The sequence below is a fragment of the Bacillus mycoides genome, from assembly GCF_000832605.1.
In the GTDB taxonomy this organism is placed as follows: Bacteria; Bacillota; Bacilli; order Bacillales; family Bacillaceae_G; genus Bacillus_A; species Bacillus_A mycoides.
Genome location: NZ_CP009692.1, coordinates 482366 through 504078, shown reverse-complemented (window position 1 = coordinate 504078; position 21713 = coordinate 482366). Strand labels below are relative to the sequence as shown.

Sequence of the window (21713 nt, the reverse complement as noted above, 5' to 3'; positions counted from 1 at the left end):
CTCACCAATACGTAAAAAACTTGGCAAACACATAATATATTTGCCAAGTTCATATCTTTATTTTTCCTAGGAAATATTAAATTAAACGTTAAAGCGGAAGTGCATAACATCTCCGTCTTTTACGATATACTCTTTTCCTTCTAAACGTACTTTTCCAGCTTCTTTTGCAGCTGTCATAGAACCGTTTGTCATTAAATCATCATAAGAAACTGTTTCTGCGCGAATAAATCCACGCTCAAAGTCTGTATGAATTACGCCAGCACATTGTGGTGCTTTCATACCTTGTTTAAACGTCCATGCACGCACTTCTTGCACACCAGCTGTGAAGTAAGTAGCAAGTCCTAATAAGTCATATGCAGCACGAATTAACTGATCTAAACCAGATTCTTCAATACCTAATTCTTCCAGGAATACTTTTTTCTCTTCTTCGTCTAACTCAGCGATTTCTTCTTCGATTTTTGCACATACAACGATAACTTGAGAATTTTCATTTGCAGCAAATTCTTTTACCATTTGTACATATTTATTTTCAGAAGGATCCATAATATCATCTTCACTTACGTTTGCTACGTATAGCATTTCTTTCGTTGTAAGTAAATGAAGGCCTTTAACAATCTTCATTTGCTCTTCTGTAAATTCAACAGTACGAGCTGGTTTTCCCTCTTCGAAAGCTTCTTTTAAACGCACTAAAATTTCATGCTCATATACTGCTTCTTTATCTTTTTGTCTTGCTAATTTCGCAACACGCTCGATACGTTTATCAACTGATTCTAAATCCGCTAAGATTAGTTCTAAGTTGATTGTTTCAATATCATCAATTGGATCTACTTTCCCTGAAACGTGTGTAATATTTTCATCTTCAAAACAACGAACAACTTGGCAAATTGCATCTACTTGGCGAATGTGAGATAAGAATTTATTTCCTAATCCTTCACCTTTACTCGCACCTTTTACGATACCTGCGATATCAGTAAATTCGAATACAGTCGGAACAGTTTTTTTCGGTTCTACTAATTCCGTTAATTTATTTAAGCGCTCATCTGGTACTTCTACAATCCCTACGTTTGGATCGATTGTACAGAATGGATAGTTCGCAGATTCTGCTCCTGCTTGTGTAATTGCATTAAATAAAGTGGACTTCCCTACGTTAGGTAATCCAACAATCCCAGCCGTTAATCCCATATTTTTCACTCCTATGTCTCAATCTTTCATCATTATAGATAGTAACGAAAAAAATGACAAGTTTCCACCAAATGAAAAAAAGCAACGGCTGTCTACTGCAGCTGTTGCTTTTTCACTATTCTTCATGCTTCACAAGTATTTTTTTTACCTTACGATCAAACTCTCTTCGAGGAATCATTACCGAATGGTCACACCCCTCGCACTTAACGCGGATATCCATTCCCATACGAATAATCTTCCAGCGATTTTCACCACATGGATGGGCTTTCTTCATTTCCACAACATCGTACAAGTTATATTGCTTTTGCTCCACTCTCCAAACCCCTCTCCATACTAAATTGCTTTTCCACTAACCAATTCTTCACGATTATATAAAACCATACGTGGATATGGAATTTCAATTCCATGTAAATCCAGACGAGTTTTAATCTCTTTACGAAGAGCTCTTGCAATAACTGCATGTTGCATCGGCTCCACTTCAGCAATAACACGTAATATAACTTCTGATGCAGCTAATGTTTGTACACCTAACAATTGAGGCGTTGTTACCATCTTCTCGTACTTTGCAGGTAATTCTACTAATAACTCTTCAATTACTTGCTCTGCTTTTGCTATATCGGCCTCATACGAAATAGATACATCAACGAATGCTACACTATTACTAACCGAAAAATTAGTAACTTGAATAATACTTCCGTTTGGTAAAGTATGAATTTCCCCTGTCCAGCTCTTTAGTTTCGTTGTACGAAGTCCAATTTCTAAAACAACTCCCTCAAACTGACCAATTCTTACATAGTCACCAACTGAAAACTGATCTTCTAGCAAAATAAATAGTCCTGTAATGACATCTTTCACTAAACTTTGTGCACCAAATCCGACTGCTAAACCAATAACCCCGGCACCAGCTAATAGACCTGATGCATTAATATTGAACACGCCTAAAATCGCAATCAACATAATAAATATAACAACGTATGCCACAATATTTTCAAGTAACTTCGCTACTGTAACTGTACGACGTTCTGAAATTTGAATTGGCGAACGACTTCCCATGCGAAACGCATTTCGTACAACTGCCCTTGCAACTCGCACAATGATTGCACCAAGTATTAAAATAACGACTATTTTTAGTGTTTTTACACCTATATTCGTCCAATCAATGGACTCAAACCATTTCAACGCTAAATCCATGTACCTCTACCTCTCCAGCTAAAATTTCTTTTTAGTTATCCTTCTCATTGTATCAGAAGTCTCTCTGATTTCTGAAAAAATTTTATGACTTTAATTCCATTTGTTAACTTCTATCCAGGTATAAAATGGAGCGAATATATATATACTAGTACTATTATTTCCGTTTTCACTCACATTTTGCAAAAAGTACGCACTTATAGTTTTCCATTTTACTCAACGTATAACATATTTTGAAAATTTATTAAAAGGATGGGTGCTTCATGAATATTGGAAGTTTTCGCTTACCTTTTTTCGAAAAAGAAACTCAAAATGTTATGCACCAAGACTTAGAAGCCTCCGAGACAATCAGTAACTTTTTACTTTCCCATATTCCCATTAAAACTAACATACCACTCATTCTCGTTTGCATCGGAACAGATCGTTCCACCGGTGATGCACTCGGCCCATTAGTTGGCACTAAACTAGAACAAGTAGAAATTAAAAACTTCCAAGTATTCGGCACACTAGATGAACCAATACATGCGTTAAATTTAGAAGAGAAAATTCAGAATATACAGAAAGAAAATCCTACTTCTTTTATAATTGCTGTTGATGCATGCTTAGGAAAATCTCAAAGTATCGGTTCAATCACTACTGGAAAGGGACCTAGTAAACCTGGAGCTGCGATGAATAAGAAATTACCTGCAGTTGGTGATTTGCATATACACGGCATCGTCAATCTAAATGGTTTTATGGAGTTTTTTGTTCTTCAAAATACAAGATTAAGTTTAGTCATGAAAATGGCTGATGTAATTGCACAAAGTATAAAAGAAACGGATCAAAAATTATCTGCGTTAAAAAAAGCAAACCATCTATAAATAATAAGATGGTTTGCTTTTTAGTTTTTCTGTGATAATAATTCTAAAATACGATTTAAATCTTCTTTATTGAAAAATTCAATTTCAATTTTACCTTTTTCTTTTTTTGTTTCTTTAATTTTTACATCTGTACCAAACTTTTCTCTTAAGAACGTTTCGCGCTCTACAAAAAATATATTTCTTTCTTTTTTCACTTGTTGTGTTTCACGTGAAACACGTTGATTAATTTCCTGGACAATTTGTTCCAATTGGCGAACATTCAGTCCTTCTTTTTCAATTCGCTTCAATAAAGATTTCAACTGTTCTTCATCTTTTATTGTAAGTAAAGTTCTTCCATGAGCCATTGAAAGTTGACCGTTTGCAATCATATCTTGAACGAATGAAGGGAGGCTTAACAAACGAGTATAATTTGCGATATAAGGCCTGCTTTTACCAAGACGTTTTGCTAATTGTTCTTGTGTTACATTTAGCTCGTTCATTAACATCTGATATGCCATTGCCTCTTCCATAGGATTTAAATCTTCTCGTTGTAAGTTTTCAAGCAAAGCAAATTCCATCATTTGCTGCTCATTTAATTGCCTTACGACAGCAGGCACTTTCTCAAGTCCGGCCTCTTTAGCAGCACGATATCTTCTTTCACCTGCAACTATTTCATATCCTTTAATACTCTTTCGAGCAATTAAAGGTTGCAATATACCGTGCTCTTTAATAGAAGCCGCTAATTCCTGAATCGCTTCTTTATTGAAATATTTACGTGGTTGATATGGATTCGGCCTTAATTCAGTTACTATAATCTCCTGAATTGTTTCTTCTTCTTTCACATCTAAATCTGGAAAAAACACGTTGATTCCTCTTCCTAATCCCTTAGCCACCTGCAATCACTTCCTCTGCTAAATCTAAATATACTTCTGCTCCTCTTGATTTAGCGTCATACTGCATAATTGGTTTTCCATGACTTGGTGCCTCACTTAAGCGAACATTACGAGGAATAATCGAACGATATACTTTATCTCTAAAGTATTTTTTCACTTCATCTATAACTTGAATTCCTAAATTTGTACGAGCATCCAACATCGTTAACAATACACCTTGAATTGCTAAATTTTTATTTAAATGCTTTTGCACAAGTCGAACTGTATTTAATAGCTGACTTAACCCTTCCAGCGCGTAATATTCACACTGTACAGGAATAATAACAGAATCTGCTGCGGTTAATGCATTAATCGTTAATAACCCTAAGGATGGGGGACAGTCAATAATAATATACTCATATTCATCACGAATTGGTTGTAACGCTCTTTGCAAGCGTACTTCCCGGGAAATGGTTGGTACCAATTCAATTTCAGCACCAGCCAATTGAATTGTAGCGGGTAGAACATCTAAGTTTTCAGTTGCGGTTTTCCGTATGGCACCTTGAACATCTGCATCTTCTACAAGAACATTATAAATACATTGATCTAATTCAGACTTTTCAATCCCTACACCAGTCGTTGCATTTCCTTGAGCATCAATATCTACGAGAAGGACTTTTTTTCCTACTTGTGCCAATCCAGCCCCTAAATTAACGGATGTTGTTGTTTTTCCAACACCGCCTTTTTGATTAGCAATAGCAATGATTTTTCCCATGATGTCACCTACTTTCAACCTTTCTTTCTTATTCTAGAAACAATTACGTTTATTGTAACATGAAATAAAAGTTTTTCTTTTACGTCCTTATTAAACTTCAAAATTTATTTCTAAACTCCTTCTTGCTTTAACAAGAAAATATAGTAAAAGAGACCTCTCCAATAGGATAAGGTCTCTAGCACGTAATTATTTTTTCTTCGGAATTTTAATCGTAATTTGATAGTATTCATCAAACTCTTCTTCCGCAGAATTAACATTCAAACCACTATTAGCAACCATTTGTAATGATTGTCTAATCGTGTTCATAGCAATTCTCGCATCTCGACTTACTGCTTTTTGCTTCGCTTTGCGCTTTGGTTTTACTTCTTCTAATAACTTTGCAATTCGTTCTTCTGTTTGCTTTACATTCAATTGCTTCTCCACAATCTCTTGTAAAACCTTCAGTTGTAATTCCTCATTCTTCAAAGGAATAAGGGCGCGAGCATGCCGTTCTGTAATACTTTTTTCTAATAATGCACTTTTGATTTCTTCAGGCAATTTTAATAATCGCAATTTATTTGCGACTGTCGATTGTCCTTTTCCAAGTCGTTGTGCCAATGCTTCTTGTGTTAAATTATGTAACTCAATCAGCTTTTGATATGCCACAGCTTCCTCAATTGCTGTTAATTCCTCACGTTGCAAATTTTCAATTAACGCTACAGAAGCTGTCTCAGTATCATTTAAATTCTTTATTATTGCAGGAACTTTTTCCCACCCTAACTTTGTTGCTGCGCGGAAACGCCTTTCCCCGGCAATAATCTCGTACTTATCATCCTCATACTGTCTCACAACAATCGGCTGGATAAGCCCATGTGTACGAATCGTTAATGCTAGCTCCTCAATACGTGCATCGTCAAAAACTGTTCGTGGTTGATAACGGTTAGGGGTAATGTTTACTATCGGAATTTCCTGTATTTCTTCATATACCTTTTTAGCTATTTCTTCATGGCTTTCGTCTTGTAATTCGAATTCGCTCTCTTTATCTCCAAAGCCAAATAAACGAGAAAACGTATTTTTCATACATATTCCACCACCTTTTAGGCCTATTGACTGTTCTACATAAAATGTTTCCTATGAAACATTTACGTTTTCATTTATATAATTTAATCTTACGTCTAATAAGATTTATTTTTCAATAGGTAATTTATTGGGCGTTCCCGGTTTGCGTGGATATTTCTTTGGTGTCTTGCGCTTTTTCTCGATTAATAAAATATTACGCTCGCTTTCTTCAAACGGTAATTGGAACGTAGACATTTCTTTCAATTCTCCGCCAAGTACCTCTAAAGCATATTTGCCATTTTCGATTTCTTCGTTCGCCGCTGCACCTTTCATTGCAATGAATGTTCCCCCTACTTTTACAAGTGGTAAACATAGCTCACTTAATACAGAAAGACGTGCAACTGCACGTGCCATTACAATATCGTATGCTTCACGTACACCTTCTTTTTTTCCAAATGTTTCAGCACGATCATGACAAAATGCAACATCACTTAATTCTAACTTTTGCGCTAAGTGATTTAAGAAATTAATACGTTTTTGTAATGAATCTACAATTGTTACTTTTAAGTGTGGGAAACAGATTTTTAAAGGGATACTTGGGAATCCAGCTCCTGCTCCAACATCACAAATAGAAAATGGTTTCGAAAAATCATAATAAAAAGCCGCTGTAACAGAATCAAAAAAGTGTTTTAAGTATACTTCTTCTTTCTCCGTAATAGCCGTTAAGTTCATTTTTTCATTCCACTCTACTAATGTTTCAAAATAGATTCCGAACTGCTCTAACTGTCTAGAAGAGAGGGAAATACCCTTCTCTTCTAGCATAGATTGAAATTGTTCTATGTTCATCTAGCAATATCTCCTTACTATGTTATTGGTTCGATACTCGTGCAATTTTTCCTTGTTCAATGTAAATAAGCAAAATGGAAACATCAGCTGGATTTACGCCAGAAATACGTGAAGCTTGCCCCATTGAAAGCGGACGAACATCTTTCAATTTCTGTCTCGCTTCTGAGGCAAGGCTAGAAATCGCATCATAATCAATATCCACAGGAATTTTTTTGTTTTCCATTTTCTTCATACGTTCTACTTGCTGTAAAGATTTTTCAATGTATCCTTCGTACTTGGTCTGAATTTCAACTTGTTCCGTAATTTCATCACTTAATGGTACTTCACTTGGTACTAAAAGATGAATATGCTCATATGTCACCTCTGGACGACGTAATAAGTCACTTGCACGTATTCCATCTTTCAATTCACTTCCGCCAATACTACGAATTAATTCTTGAACTTCAGGACGCGGTTTAATAAAAATACTCTCTAACCGTTCCTTCTCCTGTTCAATTTGTAACTTTTTATTTGTAAATCGCTCATAGCGATCTTCTTTAATTAAGCCAATTTCACGACCAACTTCAGTTAAACGAAGGTCAGCATTATCATGGCGTAATAATAGGCGATATTCTGCACGAGACGTTAATAAACGATATGGTTCATTTGTACCTTTCGTTACAAGGTCATCAATTAAGACACCAATATAAGCATCAGCACGACCTAAAATAACTTCTTTTTTACCTAAAGAACGACACGCTGCATTAATCCCAGCCATAAGCCCTTGTCCTGCTGCTTCTTCGTAACCAGAAGTTCCGTTAATTTGTCCTGCTGTATATAAATTTTTAATTTTTTTCGTTTCAAGTGTTGGCCATAGTTGAGTTGGTACGATCGCATCATATTCAATTGCATAACCCGTACGCATCATTTCAACATTTTCTAGGCCAGGAATTGTTCTAAGCATTGCACGCTGTACATCTTCTGGTAAGCTCGTCGATAAGCCTTGTACATATACTTCTTGTGTATTACGTCCTTCTGGCTCTAAGAAAATTTGATGACGTGGTTTATCATTAAATCTTACTACCTTGTCTTCAATTGAAGGGCAATATCTAGGCCCTGTTCCTTTAATCATACCAGAATACATAGCTGAGCGATGTAAGTTTTCATCTATTAAACGATGTGTTTCTGTACTTGTATACGTTAACCAACATGGAATTTGATCCATAATAAATTTTGTCGTTTCAAAAGAGAAAGCACGTGGCTTATCATCACCTGGTTGAATTTCTGTTTTACTATAATCAATCGTATTACTGTTTACACGCGGAGGTGTACCTGTTTTAAATCTAACAAGATCAAAACCAAGTTCCTCTAAGTGTTCAGATAATGTAATAGATGGTTGCTGATTATTTGGACCACTTGAATATTTTAAATCTCCCATAATAATCTCACCACGTAAAAATGTTCCCGTTGTAATTACAACTGTTTTCGCTGTGTATTCAGCACCAGCTTGCGTAATTACCCCTTTACATACACCATCTTCAATAATTAAACGCTCTACCAGACCTTGAAACAACGTTAAGTTTGGTGTTTCTTCAATTGTTTTCTTTAATTCATGCTGGTAAGAGAATTTATCAGCTTGTGCACGAAGCGCGCGTACAGCTGGTCCTTTACCCGTATTTAACATACGCATTTGAATATGTGTTTTATCAATATTGCGTCCCATTTCTCCGCCTAATGCATCAATTTCACGAACAACAATCCCTTTTGCTGGTCCACCAACAGAAGGGTTACATGGCATGAACGCTACCATATCTAAGTTAATTGTTAACATTAATGTTTTTGAGCCCATTCGTGCTGCCGCAAGACCAGCTTCACATCCTGCATGACCTGCACCGATTACTATGACATCATATGAACCGGCATTGTATCCCATTGTTTATTCCTCCTAATAACCTCTATCTTACTAAATCATCTCTGATTAAAGTTTTACTTTATTTTCCTAAACAAAATTGAGAGAACAATTGGTCAATTAAACTTTCATGGACAGTATCACCAGTAATTTCACCAAGTATTTCCCACGCTCTTGTTAAATCAATTTGAACCATATCAATCGGAACACCATTTTCTATCGCTTCAATTGCATCGTTAATTGTTCTTCCTGCTTGTGTTAATAATCCGATATGTCTCGCATTAGACACGTATGTCATATCCGCAGAATCAATTGTTCCTTCAAAGAATAAATCAGCTATTGCCTTTTCAAGCTCATCTATTCCTTGCTCCTCAATTAAAGATGTTGTAATAACACGATTGCCTACCGCTAAATCTGTAACACGTTCCATATCAATTCCTTGCGGTAAATCTGTCTTATTTACAATGACAATGAAATCTTTTCCTTGTACAGCACGGAATAGATCCTCATCTTCATTTGTTAAAGCCTCGCTATAGTTCACTACAATTAACACTAAGTCTGCTTGGCTCATCATTTCCTTCGAACGCTCTACACCAATTCGTTCAACAATATCTTCCGTTTCACGAATTCCGGCTGTATCTATAAGTTTAAGTGGTACACCACGCACATTAACGTACTCTTCAATAACATCACGAGTTGTTCCTGCAATATCAGTTACAATTGCCTTTTTCTCCTGAACAAGACTATTTAATAGCGATGATTTCCCAACGTTAGGTCTACCGATAATCGCGGTAGAAATGCCTTCACGTAAAATCTTTCCTTGCTTCGATGTTTCTAATATCTTTGCAATTTCAGCACGGACATGTGTAGCTTTCTCAATTAAAATATTATGCGTCATCTCTTCTACATCATCATATTCTGGGTAATCTATATTCACCTCAATATGAGCTAATGTTTCTAATATTTCTTGACGCAGATGGCCGATTAATTTAGATAATCGTCCTTCCATTTGGTTAATCGCTACATTCATAGCACGATCTGTTTTCGCACGGATTAAGTCCATAACAGCTTCTGCTTGTGATAAATCAATACGTCCATTTAAAAAAGCACGTTTTGTAAATTCACCAGGCTCTGCCAGTCGTACTCCTTGCGCTAAAATAAGCTGTAATACTTTATTTACCGAAACAAGTCCACCATGACAGTTAATTTCTACTATATTTTCACGCGTAAAAGTCCTTGGTGCACGCATAATGGACACCATAACTTCTTCAATAACTTGATTTGTATCTAAATCGACAATATGACCATAATGAATTGTATGAGAAGAAACCTGTGTTAAATCCTTCCCTTTAAAAATACGATCGACTTTCTCAATCGCATCATCCCCACTTACTCGAACAATGGCAATTGCACCTTCCCCAAGTGCTGTGGAAATTGCGGCAATTGTATCAAATTCCATGTCCTTTCACCTCACTTGCTTATTTATCTCTATTTCAACATGAATTTTTTCCGTCACTAAATTATTAGGATACCATAACGAACCTATCTACAAAAGAATAATAACTCATTTTATTATGTCCTTATGTAAAAAACACTAAACTTATTCACAGTGGATAAGTTTAGTGTTTTTTAGTTATCCACATTTATTTTCTCCTCAAAAAAACCGGCACTCAATTGAGTAACCGGTCACTTGGAAGATATTACAACATACCGATGTGGTTCTTTCCCTTCAGAAGTTGTAATGATATTTTGATGATTAGATAATGCTTGGTGAATAATTTTTCGTTCGAAAGAAGGCATTGGTTCTAGAACAACTCTTTTTTTCGTACTCACTACTTGTTTTGCTAATCGATAGGAAAGAGTTTCTAACGTGTTTTTTCTTTTACTACGATAGTTTTCAGCATCCAGTGTAATACCAATATATTGCTTTGTATTACGGTTCGCAACAAGCTTTGTTAAATACTGTAAAGAATTCAACGTATTCCCTCTTTTACCAATTAAAACACCAATATTTTCACCAGAAATTGTAAATTCAACTTCGCGTCCTTTTACAATTTTTCTAATCTCAACTTCCACACCCATATTTTGAATAACATTTTTTAAATATTCTTCACATTCTTGGATTGGATCTTTTTTCAATACAACTTCTACAACAGCGGGGCGATTCCCAAATAAACCTAGGAACCCCCTCTTACCCTCATCGATAATATTTATATCTACTCGATCTTTCGAAGCATTTAATTGTCTTAAAGCATCTTGTACTGCCAGCTCGACTGTTTGTCCTTTAGCAGTAATCATACTCACTTGCTTGATCCTCCTGCCTTACTAGCCTTAATTTCAGGCCCTTTGATCATATACATTTGAGCGATACCAAAGATATTACCAACTACCCAGTACAATGATAGTGCTGCTGGGAAGTTAATTGCAAAGACTAAAATCATAATTGGCATAAGCCAAATCATCATTGCCATTTGCGGATTTTGTCCAGCCGTTCCTGCCATTGCAAGCTTTTGCTGAATAAACGTCGTAATAGCTGCAACAACTGGAAGGATATAGAAAGGATCCGCCTGTCCTAAATCGAACCATAAAAATGTATGTTCACTAATTGCTGTTGTTCTCATAATCGCATGATAAAACGCGAATAAAATAGGCATCTGAACAAATATTGGTAAACATCCTGCTAATGGGTTTACACCATTCTTTTGATATAACTGCATCATTTCTTGTTGTAGTTTTTGCTGTGTTGCTTGATCTTTAGAACTATATTTCTCTTTTAATTTCACCATTTCTGGTTGTAACGCCTGCATTGCTTTCGTACTCTTCGTTTGTTTAATCATTAATGGTAATAATGCAAAACGAATGATAAGAGTTGTAACAACGATTGCTAAACCGTAATTACTACCAAATAATTCTGCAAAATACGTGATTAACTGAGAAAGCGGGTATACGAAATATTCATTCCAAATCCCAGTGCTTTTCGGTGTAATCGGTTGATTTGTTTCACTACAGCCGGTAGCAATTGCCATTAGCATAATAACCATGGCTAATAAACCTATTTTCTTTTTCAAAGCCTGCTCCTCCTTGTTTCGGTATGTATATAGTGTAATTCATTTCCTTACGCTACTTTTTTATTCTTTTCATACCAGAGCGTTTAAAGACATGAATTAAGCTTTTCTTTAACTCTTCATATGTCATCTCTGCACAAGGCTTCCTTGCTATTATAACAAAATCTTTTCCAGAATCTATCTCATCTTTTAATTCTATAATCGATTGGCGAATCATACGCTTAATTCGATTACGCACTACTGCATTTCCTATTTTCTTACTAACAGAAAGACCAATGCGAAAATGCGGCTGTTTTTCTTTATCTAATTTGTATACAACAAACTGGCGATTGGCATTCGATTGTCCTTTTTGGAAAACAGCCTGGAATTCATCATTCTTTTTTATACGATTTTTTTTCTTCATATCATTTGACACTCCTGTATTTCATCAGCGGAAACTCATTATTATTAGAAAAAAAGACCACTGAACGATCAGTGGTCTACGCAGATAATACTTTTCTTCCTTTACGACGACGAGCTGCTAGCACTTTACGTCCGTTTGCTGTGCTCATACGGCTGCGGAAACCATGTACTTTGCTGCGCTTACGTTTATTTGGTTGGTAAGTTCTTTTCATTATATGACACCTCCCTGAGGAATATCTGTTAAAGACAGTCTAATAAATTATAGTAAATCAAATAGGAAAATGTCAATGGTTCTCGAAATTTTCATCAAATATTCATTTTTAACCTATTCACACACTTTTTCACAGTCCCTATATTTCCTTGTGGATAAATATATTTTCTCTTTTTTGTATCCACAAACTCTTTTTTTACTTTTACACAGTATATCGTATTGTGGACAAGTTTATTCCACAAGGTATTGATTTTGTGGATAACTTTCTTAAATTCATTGCTATAGCTGCTTTTTTTTGATATTATAGTTGTGTTTTCACTTTGAATAAGTTTTCCACACCTTTATTTTATCCACAATTTGTGTATAACATGTGGATAGTTTAAATCACATGTGAGTAAATAGTTGTCCACATGTGTTATTTTGTCGAAAACTCTATCTCGGATACTAACGACGTTTTTATATTTTAAAATACGTTTCGTATAAATATGCATTAGAAATATTTACAGGTTGTACAATTGTTGCGCAACCTTATTCTTTTACCATCTTTGTAAAGGAGGGACACCTTTGGAAAATATCTCTGATTTATGGAATAGTGCCTTAAAAGAATTAGAAAAAAAGGTAAGCAAGCCAAGTTATGAAACCTGGTTAAAATCAACAACTGCTCATAACTTAAAAAAAGATGTATTAACTATTACAGCTCCAAATGAATTCGCTCGTGACTGGCTAGAATCTCATTATTCGGAACTAATCTCCGAAACACTTTATGATTTAACAGGGGCAAAACTAGCTATTCGTTTTATCATTCCCCAAAGTCAGGCAGAAGAGGATATAGATCTCCCTTCTGTTAAGCAAAAACACGCACATGATGAGTCTAATCACTTACCACAGAGTATGTTAAACCCAAAATATACATTTGATACATTTGTTATTGGCTCTGGTAATCGTTTTGCACATGCTGCTTCTTTAGCTGTAGCTGAAGCACCAGCTAAAGCCTATAATCCGCTCTTTATTTACGGGGGCGTTGGACTTGGAAAAACACATTTAATGCACGCAATTGGGCATTATGTAATTGAACACAACCCAAATGCAAAAGTTGTATATTTATCATCTGAAAAATTTACAAATGAATTTATTAATTCAATTCGTGATAATAAAGCTGTCGATTTTCGTAATAAATATCGTAATGTAGATGTCTTATTGATAGATGATATTCAATTTCTTGCTGGAAAAGAACAAACACAGGAAGAGTTTTTCCATACATTTAATGCGTTACATGAAGAAAGTAAACAAATTGTGATTTCAAGCGATAGACCACCAAAAGAAATCCCAACTTTAGAAGATCGCCTTCGTTCTCGCTTTGAATGGGGGTTAATTACGGACATTACGCCACCAGATTTAGAAACTAGAATCGCAATTTTACGTAAAAAAGCAAAAGCAGAAGGTCTTGATATACCAAATGAAGTTATGCTTTATATCGCAAATCAAATCGATTCAAATATTCGTGAACTAGAGGGTGCACTTATTCGAGTTGTAGCTTATTCATCTTTAATTAATAAAGATATGAATGCTGATTTAGCGGCTGAAGCGCTTAAAAATATTATTCCAAACTCTATACCTAGAATTATTTCTATTTCTGATATTCAAAAGGCTGTTGGGGGCGTCTATCAAGTAAAATTAGAAGATTTCAAAGCAAAAAAACGGACAAAATCCGTTGCATTCCCTCGCCAAATTGCGATGTATTTATCACGTGAACTTACGGACTCATCTTTGCCAAAAATAGGTGAAGAATTTGGTGGCCGCGATCATACAACAGTAATCCATGCTCACGAAAAAATTTCGAAGCTATTAAAAACGGATACTCAATTACAAAAACACGTTGAAGAAGTTAAGGATATTTTAAAATAGTAGTAGCTGAATAGTGTGAATAACTTAGCTTATTTTACGCACAGTCTATCCACATGTAGATAGACTGTTTTTACATCTTTAAACAGGGTTATCCACATATCCACAAGCCCTATTACTATTACTACTACTTTTTTATCTTTATTAAATAAATAAAATCTTATACTTACCGGAGGTTTTTCGTTATGCGTTTTACAATACAAAAAGACTATCTTGTAAGAAGTGTACAAGATGTAATGAAGGCAGTTTCTTCTCGTACAACAATTCCAATTCTTACAGGGATTAAAGTTGTAGCAACTGAAGAAGGAGTTACTTTAACAGGTAGTGATGCAGACATCTCTATCGAATCATTTATCCCAGTCGAAGATGCTGGAAAAGAAATTGTGGAAATTAAACAATCAGGAAGTATTATTTTACAAGCAAAATATTTTAGTGAGATCGTAAAAAAATTACCTAAAGAAACTGTCGAAATTTCTGTAGAAAATCATTTTATGACAAAAATAAAATCTGGAAAATCAGAGTTCAACTTAAATGGTTTAGATGCTGCTGAATATCCGTTATTACCACAAATCGAAGAACATCATGTATTTAAGATTCCAACAGATTTACTAAAGCACATGATTCGTCAAACAGTATTTGCAGTTTCAAGTTCTGAAACAAGACCGATCTTGACAGGTGTAAACTGGAAGGTATATAACAGCGAGCTAACTTGCATTGCAACAGATAGTCACAGACTAGCACTTCGTAAAGCAAAAATCGAAGGGTATAATATTGCCGATGAATTTCAAGCGAATGTCGTTATTCCTGGTAAGAGCTTAAGTGAATTAAGTAAAATTCTAGATGAATCCGAAGAAATGGTAGATATCGTTATTACGGAGTATCAAGTATTATTCCGTACAAAACATTTATTATTCTTCTCAAGATTATTAGAAGGAAATTATCCAGATACAACGCGTTTAATTCCAGCTGAAAGTAAAACTGATATATTTGTAAATACAAAAGAATTTTTACAAGCGATTGATCGTGCGTCGCTGTTAGCAAGAGATGGTCGTAACAACGTTGTTAAATTATCGACATTAGAACAACAGATGTTAGAGATTTCTTCGAATGCACCAGAAATCGGAAAAGTAGTAGAAGAGGTTCAATGTGAAAATGTAGATGGAGAAGAATTAAAAATATCTTTTAGTGCAAAATATATGATGGACGCATTAAAGGCTTTAGATAGTACAGAAATTAAAGTTAGTTTTACTGGAGCAATGAGACCGTTTTTAATTCGCACAGTAAATGATAATTCCATTATCCAATTAATTTTACCAGTCCGTACTTACTAAGTAAGGATTAAGGGTTGCTAGTGTAAAGGTACTAGTGACCCTTATTTGATTTGTGGGGTATTACTTTCCTAATGCTAGTTTATTTAGTACAATGAAAGAATGAACACTTTCAGAAAGTGAGCGATTTTATGAAACTTATTAAGATTTCAACAGAATACATTACACTAGGACAATTTTTAAAGTTAGCTGATGTAATTGATACAGGTGGCGCTGTGAAATGGTTCTTACAAGAATATGAAGTATACGTGAATCAAGAACTTGAAAATAGAAGAGGCCGAAAGTTATATGCAAATGATATTGTTGAAATTCCGGGAAGCGGAACTTTCCAAGTTCAGGCATAAAGGGGGATCCCTTTGTTTATTACAGAAATACAATTAAAAAACTATCGCAATTATGAGCATTTAGAGCTTTCCTTTGAGGATAAAGTCAATGTAATTATTGGTGAAAATGCGCAAGGGAAAACGAATCTGATGGAAGCTATTTATGTATTGGCGATGGCGAAATCTCATAGAACTTCGAACGATCGTGAACTCATTCGTTGGGATGAGGATTATGGTAATATAAAAGGTAGATTACAAAGGCGAAATAGTTCAGTATCCTTAGAATTAAATATTTCAAAAAAAGGTAAAAAGGCAAAGTTAAATCAGTTAGAACAACAAAAATTGAGCCAGTATATTGGTGAAATGAATGTTGTTATGTTTGCCCCAGAAGATTTAAATCTTGTAAAAGGAAGCCCTCAAGTACGAAGACGCTTTTTGGATATGGAACTTGGACAAATAGCTCCGGTCTATTTGTATGAATTAAGTCAATATCAAAAGGTACTCACGCAACGAAATCATTTACTTAAGAAGATGCAAGGGAATAGTAAAAATGAGGAAACGATGTTGGATGTATTTACACTTCAACTTATTGAGCATGGTGCAAAAATTTTGCGAAAACGTTTTGAGTTTTTGCATTTACTACAAGAATGGGCTGCTCCAATTCATCGCGGAATTAGCAGGGGATTAGAGGAGTTAGAAATCGTTTATAAACCAAGTGTAGATGTATCAGAATCAATGGATTTGTCGAAAATAAAGGAAGTATACTATGAAAGTTTTCAATCTGTGAAACAACGTGAAATTTTTCGGGGTACAACTTTACTTGGTCCTCATCGTGATGATTTACAATTCTTCGTTAATAGTAAAAATGTTCAAGTCTTTGGTTCACAAGGACAACAACGAACAACCGCACTATCCCTAAAATTGGCTGAAATTGAATTGATATACTCAGAGGTTAAGGAATATCCAATTCTTTTACTAGATGATGTGTTATCAGAATTAGATGATTATCGTCAATCGCATCTGCTAAATACAATTCAAGGAAAAGTACAAACCTTTGTGACAACGACGAGTGTCGAGGGAATTGAACACGAAACATTGAAAGAAGCGAAAACAATTCATGTAACGAACGGCACGGTAGATTGTGAAATAGACAGAAAATAATTTCTGTTTAAATGGAAAAGTAGGTGATCTTTGTGTCAATGGAACAAAAGCAAATGCAGGAAAATGCATATGATGAAAGTCAGATTCAGGTGTTAGAAGGACTGGAGGCAGTTCGAAAGCGTCCTGGTATGTATATTGGTTCTACAAGTGGAAAAGGTCTTCATCACCTCGTGTGGGAAATTGTTGATAACAGTATTGATGAAGCTTTAGCAGGATATTGTGATGAAATTAATGTCAGTATTGAAGAAGATAATAGTATTGTTGTAACAGATGATGGTCGTGGTATCCCTGTTGGTATACAAGAAAAAATGGGACGTCCTGCTGTAGAAGTTATTATGACGGTACTCCATGCCGGTGGTAAATTTGGCGGTGGTGGTTATAAAGTTTCTGGTGGTTTGCATGGTGTAGGTGCATCTGTTGTAAATGCTTTATCAACAGAATTAGAGGTATTTGTACATCGAGATGGAAAAATACACTATCAAAAATATGAACGCGGGGTCCCGGCTGCGGATTTAAAAGTAATAGGTGAAACTGATCGTACAGGAACGATCACACGCTTTAAGCCAGATTCAGAAATTTTTACAGAGACGACAGAATACGAATTTGATACATTAGCGACTCGTATGCGTGAGTTGGCGTTTTTAAATCGTAATATTAAATTAACAATTGAAGATAAGCGTGAACATAAGCAAAAGAAAGAATTCCATTATGAAGGTGGAATTAAATCATATGTTGAACATTTAAATCGTTCAAAACAACCGATTCATGAAGAACCTGTATATGTTGACGGTTCAAAAGATGGGATTCAGGTTGAGGTTGCTCTTCAATATAACGAAGGCTATACAAATCATATTTATTCATTTACAAATAATATTCATACGTATGAAGGCGGTACACATGAGGTAGGTTTTAAGACTGCTCTAACACGTGTAATTAACGATTATGGTCGTAAAAATAATATTTTAAAAGATGCGGATAGTAATTTAACTGGTGAAGATGTTCGTGAAGGCTTAACAGCAATCGTGTCAATTAAGCATCCAAATCCACAATTTGAAGGACAAACAAAGACGAAACTTGGAAATAGTGAAGCGAGAACGATTACAGAGTCTGTATTCTCAGAGGCGTTTGAAAAGTTCTTACTAGAAAACCCTAATGTTGCACGTAAAATTATAGATAAAGGGACTATGGCAGCGCGTGCACGTGTAGCGGCTAAAAAGGCTCGTGAACTAACGCGCCGAAAGAGTGCTCTAGAAGTTTCAAGTTTACCAGGGAAGCTAGCTGATTGTTCTTCTAAAGATCCAGCAATTAGCGAAATTTATATCGTGGAGGGTGACTCTGCGGGCGGATCTGCAAAACAAGGACGCGATCGTCATTTTCAAGCGATTTTACCACTGAAGGGTAAAATTATTAACGTTGAAAAGGCACGTTTAGATAAGATTTTATCAAATGATGAAGTTCGTACAATTATTACAGCAATTGGTACAAATATTGGTGGGGATTTTGCTATTGAAAAAGCTCGCTATCATAAAGTTATTATTATGACAGATGCCGATGTTGATGGTGCACATATTCGTACCCTATTATTAACGTTCTTCTATCGTTATATGCGTCAAATCATTGAGTGTGGATATATATATATCGCACAGCCACCGTTGTTTAAAGTACAACAAGGTAAAAAAATTCAATATGCTTATAACAATAAAGAACTTGAAAAAATACTAGCTGAATTACCAGCTCAACCTAAGCCCGGGATTCAGCGTTATAAAGGTCTAGGGGAAATGAATCCAACTCAGCTGTGGGAGACGACAATGGACCCAGAAGTACGTTCGTTACTTCAAGTTTCCCTTCAAGATGCAATTGAAGCGGATGAAACATTTGAAATTTTGATGGGTGATAAAGTAGAGCCGCGTCGTAACTTTATCCAAGAAAATGCAAAATACGTGAAAAACCTTGATATTTAAGTGAGTAATGACAGGAATCTAAGTATTCCTGTCTTCTACATATAAATCAATGTATGTGTAACGGAAATGTAAGAGGAGGTGCTCGTTGATGTCAGACAATCAACAACAAGCACGAATTCGAGAAATTAATATTAGTCATGAAATGCGTACCTCATTTTTAGATTACGCAATGAGTGTTATCGTGTCTCGTGCATTACCAGATGTTCGTGATGGATTAAAACCAGTTCATCGTAGGGTTTTATATGCGATGAATGATTTAGGAATTACAGCTGATAAAGCATATAAGAAGTCGGCGCGTATTGTCGGCGAAGTAATTGGTAAGTATCACCCGCACGGTGATTCAGCTGTTTATGAAACAATGGTACGTATGGCACAAGATTTTAGTCAACGTTACATGCTTGTTGATGGACATGGTAATTTCGGTTCTGTTGATGGAGATTCAGCGGCAGCAATGCGTTATACAGAAGCAAGAATGTCTAAGATTTCTATGGAATTAATACGCGATATTACAAAGAATACAATTGATTATCAAGATAACTACGATGGTTCTGAAAGAGAGCCAGTTGTATTACCAGCGCGTTTCCCTAACTTATTAGTCAATGGTACGACGGGTATTGCGGTTGGTATGGCAACAAACATTCCACCGCATCAACTTGGAGAAGTAATTGATGGTGTGTTGGCATTAAGTCATAACCCTGATATCACTATCGCGGAATTAATGGAATATATTCCTGGGCCAGACTTCCCAACTTCAGGTTTAATCTTAGGGCGAAGTGGAATTCGAAGAGCTTACGAAACAGGTCGCGGTTCTATTATACTTCGTGCTAAAGTTGAAATTGAAGAGAAAGCAAATGGTAAACAAACTATTATCGTAACAGAACTACCTTATCAAGTTAATAAGGCGCGATTAATTGAAAAGATCGCAGAACTAGTTCGTGATAAGAAAATTGAAGGTATTACAGATTTACGTGATGAATCAGATCGAAATGGTATGCGTATTGTTATGGAAGTACGTCGTGATGCCAATGCCAATGTACTATTAAATAATCTATATAAACATACAGCACTCCAAACAAGTTTCGGTATTAATATGTTGTCTCTTGTAAATGGAGAGCCACAAGTCTTAAATTTAAAACAAAATCTATATTATTATTTAGAGCATCAAAAGGTAGTGATTCGTAGACGTACTGCTTATGAATTAGAGAAAGCAGAAGCGCGTGCTCATATTTTAGAAGGCTTACGAATTGCTTTAGATCATCTTGATGAAGTTATTACTTTAATCCGTAGTTCAAAAACAGCTGATATTGCAAAACAAGGTTTAATGGAACGTTTCGGCTTAAGTGAGAAACAAGCGCAAGCGATTTTAGATATGCGTTTGCAACGTTTAACTGGATTAGAACGCGAAAAAATCGAACAAGAATATCAAGATTTAATGAAGATAATTGCAGAGTTAAAAGCAATTTTAGCAGACGAAGAAAAAGTTCTTGAAATTATTCGCGAGGAATTAGCTGAAGTAAAAGAGCGTTTTAATGATAAGAGAAGAACAGAAATTACAATTGGCGGTATGGAAGCTATAGAGGATGAAGATTTAATCCCAGAACAAAATATCGCAATTACACTTACTCATAATGGTTATATTAAGAGGTTACCGGCTTCTACGTACAAAACACAGAACCGTGGGGGACGTGGTGTACAAGGAATGGGTACGAATGATGATGACTTTGTCGAACATTTATTAACAACGTCTACTCATGATCATATTTTATTCTTCACAAACAAGGGTAAAGTATACCGTACAAAAGGATATGAAATTCCAGAGTATAGTCGTACAGCAAAAGGTATACCGATTATTAATCTATTAGGGGTAGATAAGGGTGAGTGGATCAACGCTATTATTCCAATTCGTGAATTTGGTGACGACCAGTTCTTATTCTTTACAACGAAACAAGGTATCTCTAAGAGGACACCACTTTCATCATTTGCCAATATACGTACAAATGGTTTAATTGCAATTTCTCTTCGTGAAGAGGATGAATTAATCTCTGTACGCTTAACATCTGGTGATAAAGATATTATCGTTGGGACAAGTAACGGTATGTTAATTCGTTTCAATGAGCAAGATGTGCGTTCAATGGGACGTAATGCGGCTGGTGTAAAAGCAATTACATTAGGTGATGAAGATCAAGTTGTAGGTATGGAAATTGTCGAAGAGGATGTAAATGTTCTAATTGTAACGAAAAATGGTTATGGAAAGCGTACACCGATTGATGAATACCGCCTGCAAAGTCGTGGTGGTAAAGGTCTGAAGACTTGTAATATTACAGATAAAAACGGTAAGTTAGTAGCGGTTAAGTCTGTAACAGGCGAAGAAGACATTATGTTAATTACAGCAGCGGGCGTTATTATTCGTATGCCGGTTGATCAAATCTCTCAAATGGGACGTAATACACAAGGTGTTCGTCTAATTCGATTAGAAGATGAGCAAGAGGTAGCGACAGTAGCAAAAGCGCAAAAAGATGAAGAAGAAGAATCTAATGAAGAGGATTCTTCTGAAGAGTAAGAGTGGGGATTTCTCCCCCTCTTATTTTTTTATAATAATACTTGCATAGCAATAGGAAAGTGTATATAATAGGAAAAGTCAGCAAATGAGAGATACAAGTTATCGAAAAAACTTGTTGACGAAAATAATATACTATGATATATTATGAAAGTCGCTGAAACGCGATGTTGAA

Annotated in this window: 20 protein-coding genes; 7 read left to right on the top strand and 13 right to left on the bottom strand. The window is 35.5% G+C overall.

All coding sequences use genetic code 11. The annotated features are described in order from the left end of the window. Positions 1-81: 81 nt before the first annotated feature. From ychF to BG05_RS04470, 3 genes are all read right to left on the bottom strand, one after another. Positions 82-1182, bottom strand: a complete 1101-nt coding sequence (gene ychF, locus BG05_RS04480; protein WP_000524661.1) for a redox-regulated ATPase YchF — start codon at positions 1180-1182, stop codon at positions 82-84. 115 nt (positions 1183-1297) lie between these two features. Further along, positions 1298-1456 carry a DUF951 domain-containing protein gene (locus BG05_RS04475; protein ID WP_206764105.1) on the bottom strand — a complete coding sequence of 53 codons (159 nt, stop codon included), beginning with the start codon at positions 1454-1456 and terminating at the stop codon, positions 1298-1300. A 59-nt stretch (positions 1457-1515) separates the two neighbouring features. Then, positions 1516-2373, bottom strand: coding sequence for a mechanosensitive ion channel family protein (locus BG05_RS04470; protein ID WP_000362302.1), 858 nt, complete (start codon positions 2371-2373; stop codon positions 1516-1518). Positions 2374-2633: 260 nt separating this feature from the next. On the opposite strand from BG05_RS04470, the gene yyaC reads away from it, so the two are divergent. After that, positions 2634-3230, top strand: a complete 597-nt coding sequence (yyaC, locus tag BG05_RS04465; protein ID WP_001020734.1) for a spore protease YyaC — start codon at positions 2634-2636, stop codon at positions 3228-3230. 20 nt (positions 3231-3250) lie between these two features. Here the strand turns inward: yyaC and spo0J are convergent, their stop codons facing one another. The 10 genes from spo0J to rpmH all read right to left on the bottom strand — a co-directional run bounded on the left by spo0J (position 3251) and on the right by rpmH (position 12307). After that, entirely contained in the window at positions 3251-4102 is an 852-nt protein-coding gene (gene spo0J / locus BG05_RS04460; RefSeq protein ID WP_175491564.1) for a stage 0 sporulation protein Spo0J, read from the bottom strand. Further along, entirely contained in the window at positions 4095-4856 is a 762-nt protein-coding gene (gene soj, locus BG05_RS04455) for a sporulation initiation inhibitor protein Soj (RefSeq protein ID WP_002016469.1), read from the bottom strand. The genes spo0J and soj overlap by 8 nt, the downstream gene beginning before the upstream one ends. 186 nt (positions 4857-5042) lie before the next feature. Further along, positions 5043-5915 carry a nucleoid occlusion protein gene (noc, locus tag BG05_RS04450; protein ID WP_002016471.1) on the bottom strand — a complete coding sequence of 291 codons (873 nt, stop codon included), beginning with the start codon at positions 5913-5915 and terminating at the stop codon, positions 5043-5045. A 105-nt stretch (positions 5916-6020) separates the two neighbouring features. Beyond that, positions 6021-6740, bottom strand: coding sequence for a 16S rRNA (guanine(527)-N(7))-methyltransferase RsmG (gene rsmG, locus BG05_RS04445; protein WP_002016472.1), 720 nt, complete (start codon positions 6738-6740; stop codon positions 6021-6023). 22 nt (positions 6741-6762) lie between these two features. Then, complete coding sequence (gene mnmG / locus BG05_RS04440; RefSeq protein ID WP_002130192.1) at positions 6763-8652, bottom strand: tRNA uridine-5-carboxymethylaminomethyl(34) synthesis enzyme MnmG; 1890 nt, start codon at positions 8650-8652, stop codon at positions 6763-6765. 58 nt (positions 8653-8710) lie between these two features. Continuing rightward, positions 8711-10087, bottom strand: coding sequence for a tRNA uridine-5-carboxymethylaminomethyl(34) synthesis GTPase MnmE (gene mnmE / locus BG05_RS04435; RefSeq protein ID WP_002130195.1), 1377 nt, complete (start codon positions 10085-10087; stop codon positions 8711-8713). A gap of 227 nt (positions 10088-10314) precedes the next feature. Beyond that, on the bottom strand, positions 10315-10932 hold the full coding sequence (gene jag, locus BG05_RS04430; protein WP_002130196.1) for an RNA-binding cell elongation regulator Jag/EloR: 618 nt from the start codon (positions 10930-10932) through the stop codon (positions 10315-10317). Continuing rightward, positions 10929-11696 (bottom strand): YidC family membrane integrase SpoIIIJ, encoded by a 768-nt coding sequence (spoIIIJ, locus tag BG05_RS04425; protein ID WP_002130197.1) that lies wholly within the window; start codon positions 11694-11696, stop codon positions 10929-10931. Before spoIIIJ ends, jag begins: the two co-directional genes overlap by 4 nt. Positions 11697-11748: 52 nt before the next feature. Then, on the bottom strand, positions 11749-12096 hold the full coding sequence (gene rnpA, locus BG05_RS04420) for a ribonuclease P protein component (RefSeq protein ID WP_002089963.1): 348 nt from the start codon (positions 12094-12096) through the stop codon (positions 11749-11751). A 76-nt stretch (positions 12097-12172) separates the two neighbouring features. Then, positions 12173-12307, bottom strand: coding sequence for a 50S ribosomal protein L34 (gene rpmH / locus BG05_RS04415; RefSeq protein WP_000831901.1), 135 nt, complete (start codon positions 12305-12307; stop codon positions 12173-12175). 563 nt (positions 12308-12870) lie between these two features. Here rpmH and dnaA point away from each other — a divergent pair. The 6 genes from dnaA (at position 12871) to gyrA (ending at position 21541) form a co-directional block, all read left to right on the top strand. Further along, positions 12871-14211 (top strand): chromosomal replication initiator protein DnaA, encoded by a 1341-nt coding sequence (gene dnaA, locus BG05_RS04410; RefSeq protein WP_002016481.1) that lies wholly within the window; start codon positions 12871-12873, stop codon positions 14209-14211. 182 nt (positions 14212-14393) lie between these two features. After that, complete coding sequence (dnaN, locus tag BG05_RS04405) at positions 14394-15539, top strand: DNA polymerase III subunit beta (RefSeq protein WP_002130198.1); 1146 nt, start codon at positions 14394-14396, stop codon at positions 15537-15539. A 128-nt stretch (positions 15540-15667) separates the two neighbouring features. Next, a complete protein-coding gene (yaaA, locus tag BG05_RS04400; protein ID WP_002016484.1) occupies positions 15668-15880 on the top strand; it encodes a S4 domain-containing protein YaaA in 213 nt (70 codons plus the stop codon). A gap of 12 nt (positions 15881-15892) precedes the next feature. Next, complete coding sequence (gene recF, locus BG05_RS04395) at positions 15893-17020, top strand: DNA replication/repair protein RecF (RefSeq protein ID WP_002016486.1); 1128 nt, start codon at positions 15893-15895, stop codon at positions 17018-17020. A gap of 38 nt (positions 17021-17058) precedes the next feature. Further along, positions 17059-18981 carry a DNA topoisomerase (ATP-hydrolyzing) subunit B gene (gene gyrB / locus BG05_RS04390; RefSeq protein ID WP_002034986.1) on the top strand — a complete coding sequence of 641 codons (1923 nt, stop codon included), beginning with the start codon at positions 17059-17061 and terminating at the stop codon, positions 18979-18981. An 88-nt stretch (positions 18982-19069) separates the two neighbouring features. Further along, positions 19070-21541 (top strand): DNA gyrase subunit A, encoded by a 2472-nt coding sequence (gyrA, locus tag BG05_RS04385; protein WP_002016488.1) that lies wholly within the window; start codon positions 19070-19072, stop codon positions 21539-21541. The last annotated feature ends 172 nt before the right edge of the window (positions 21542-21713 follow it).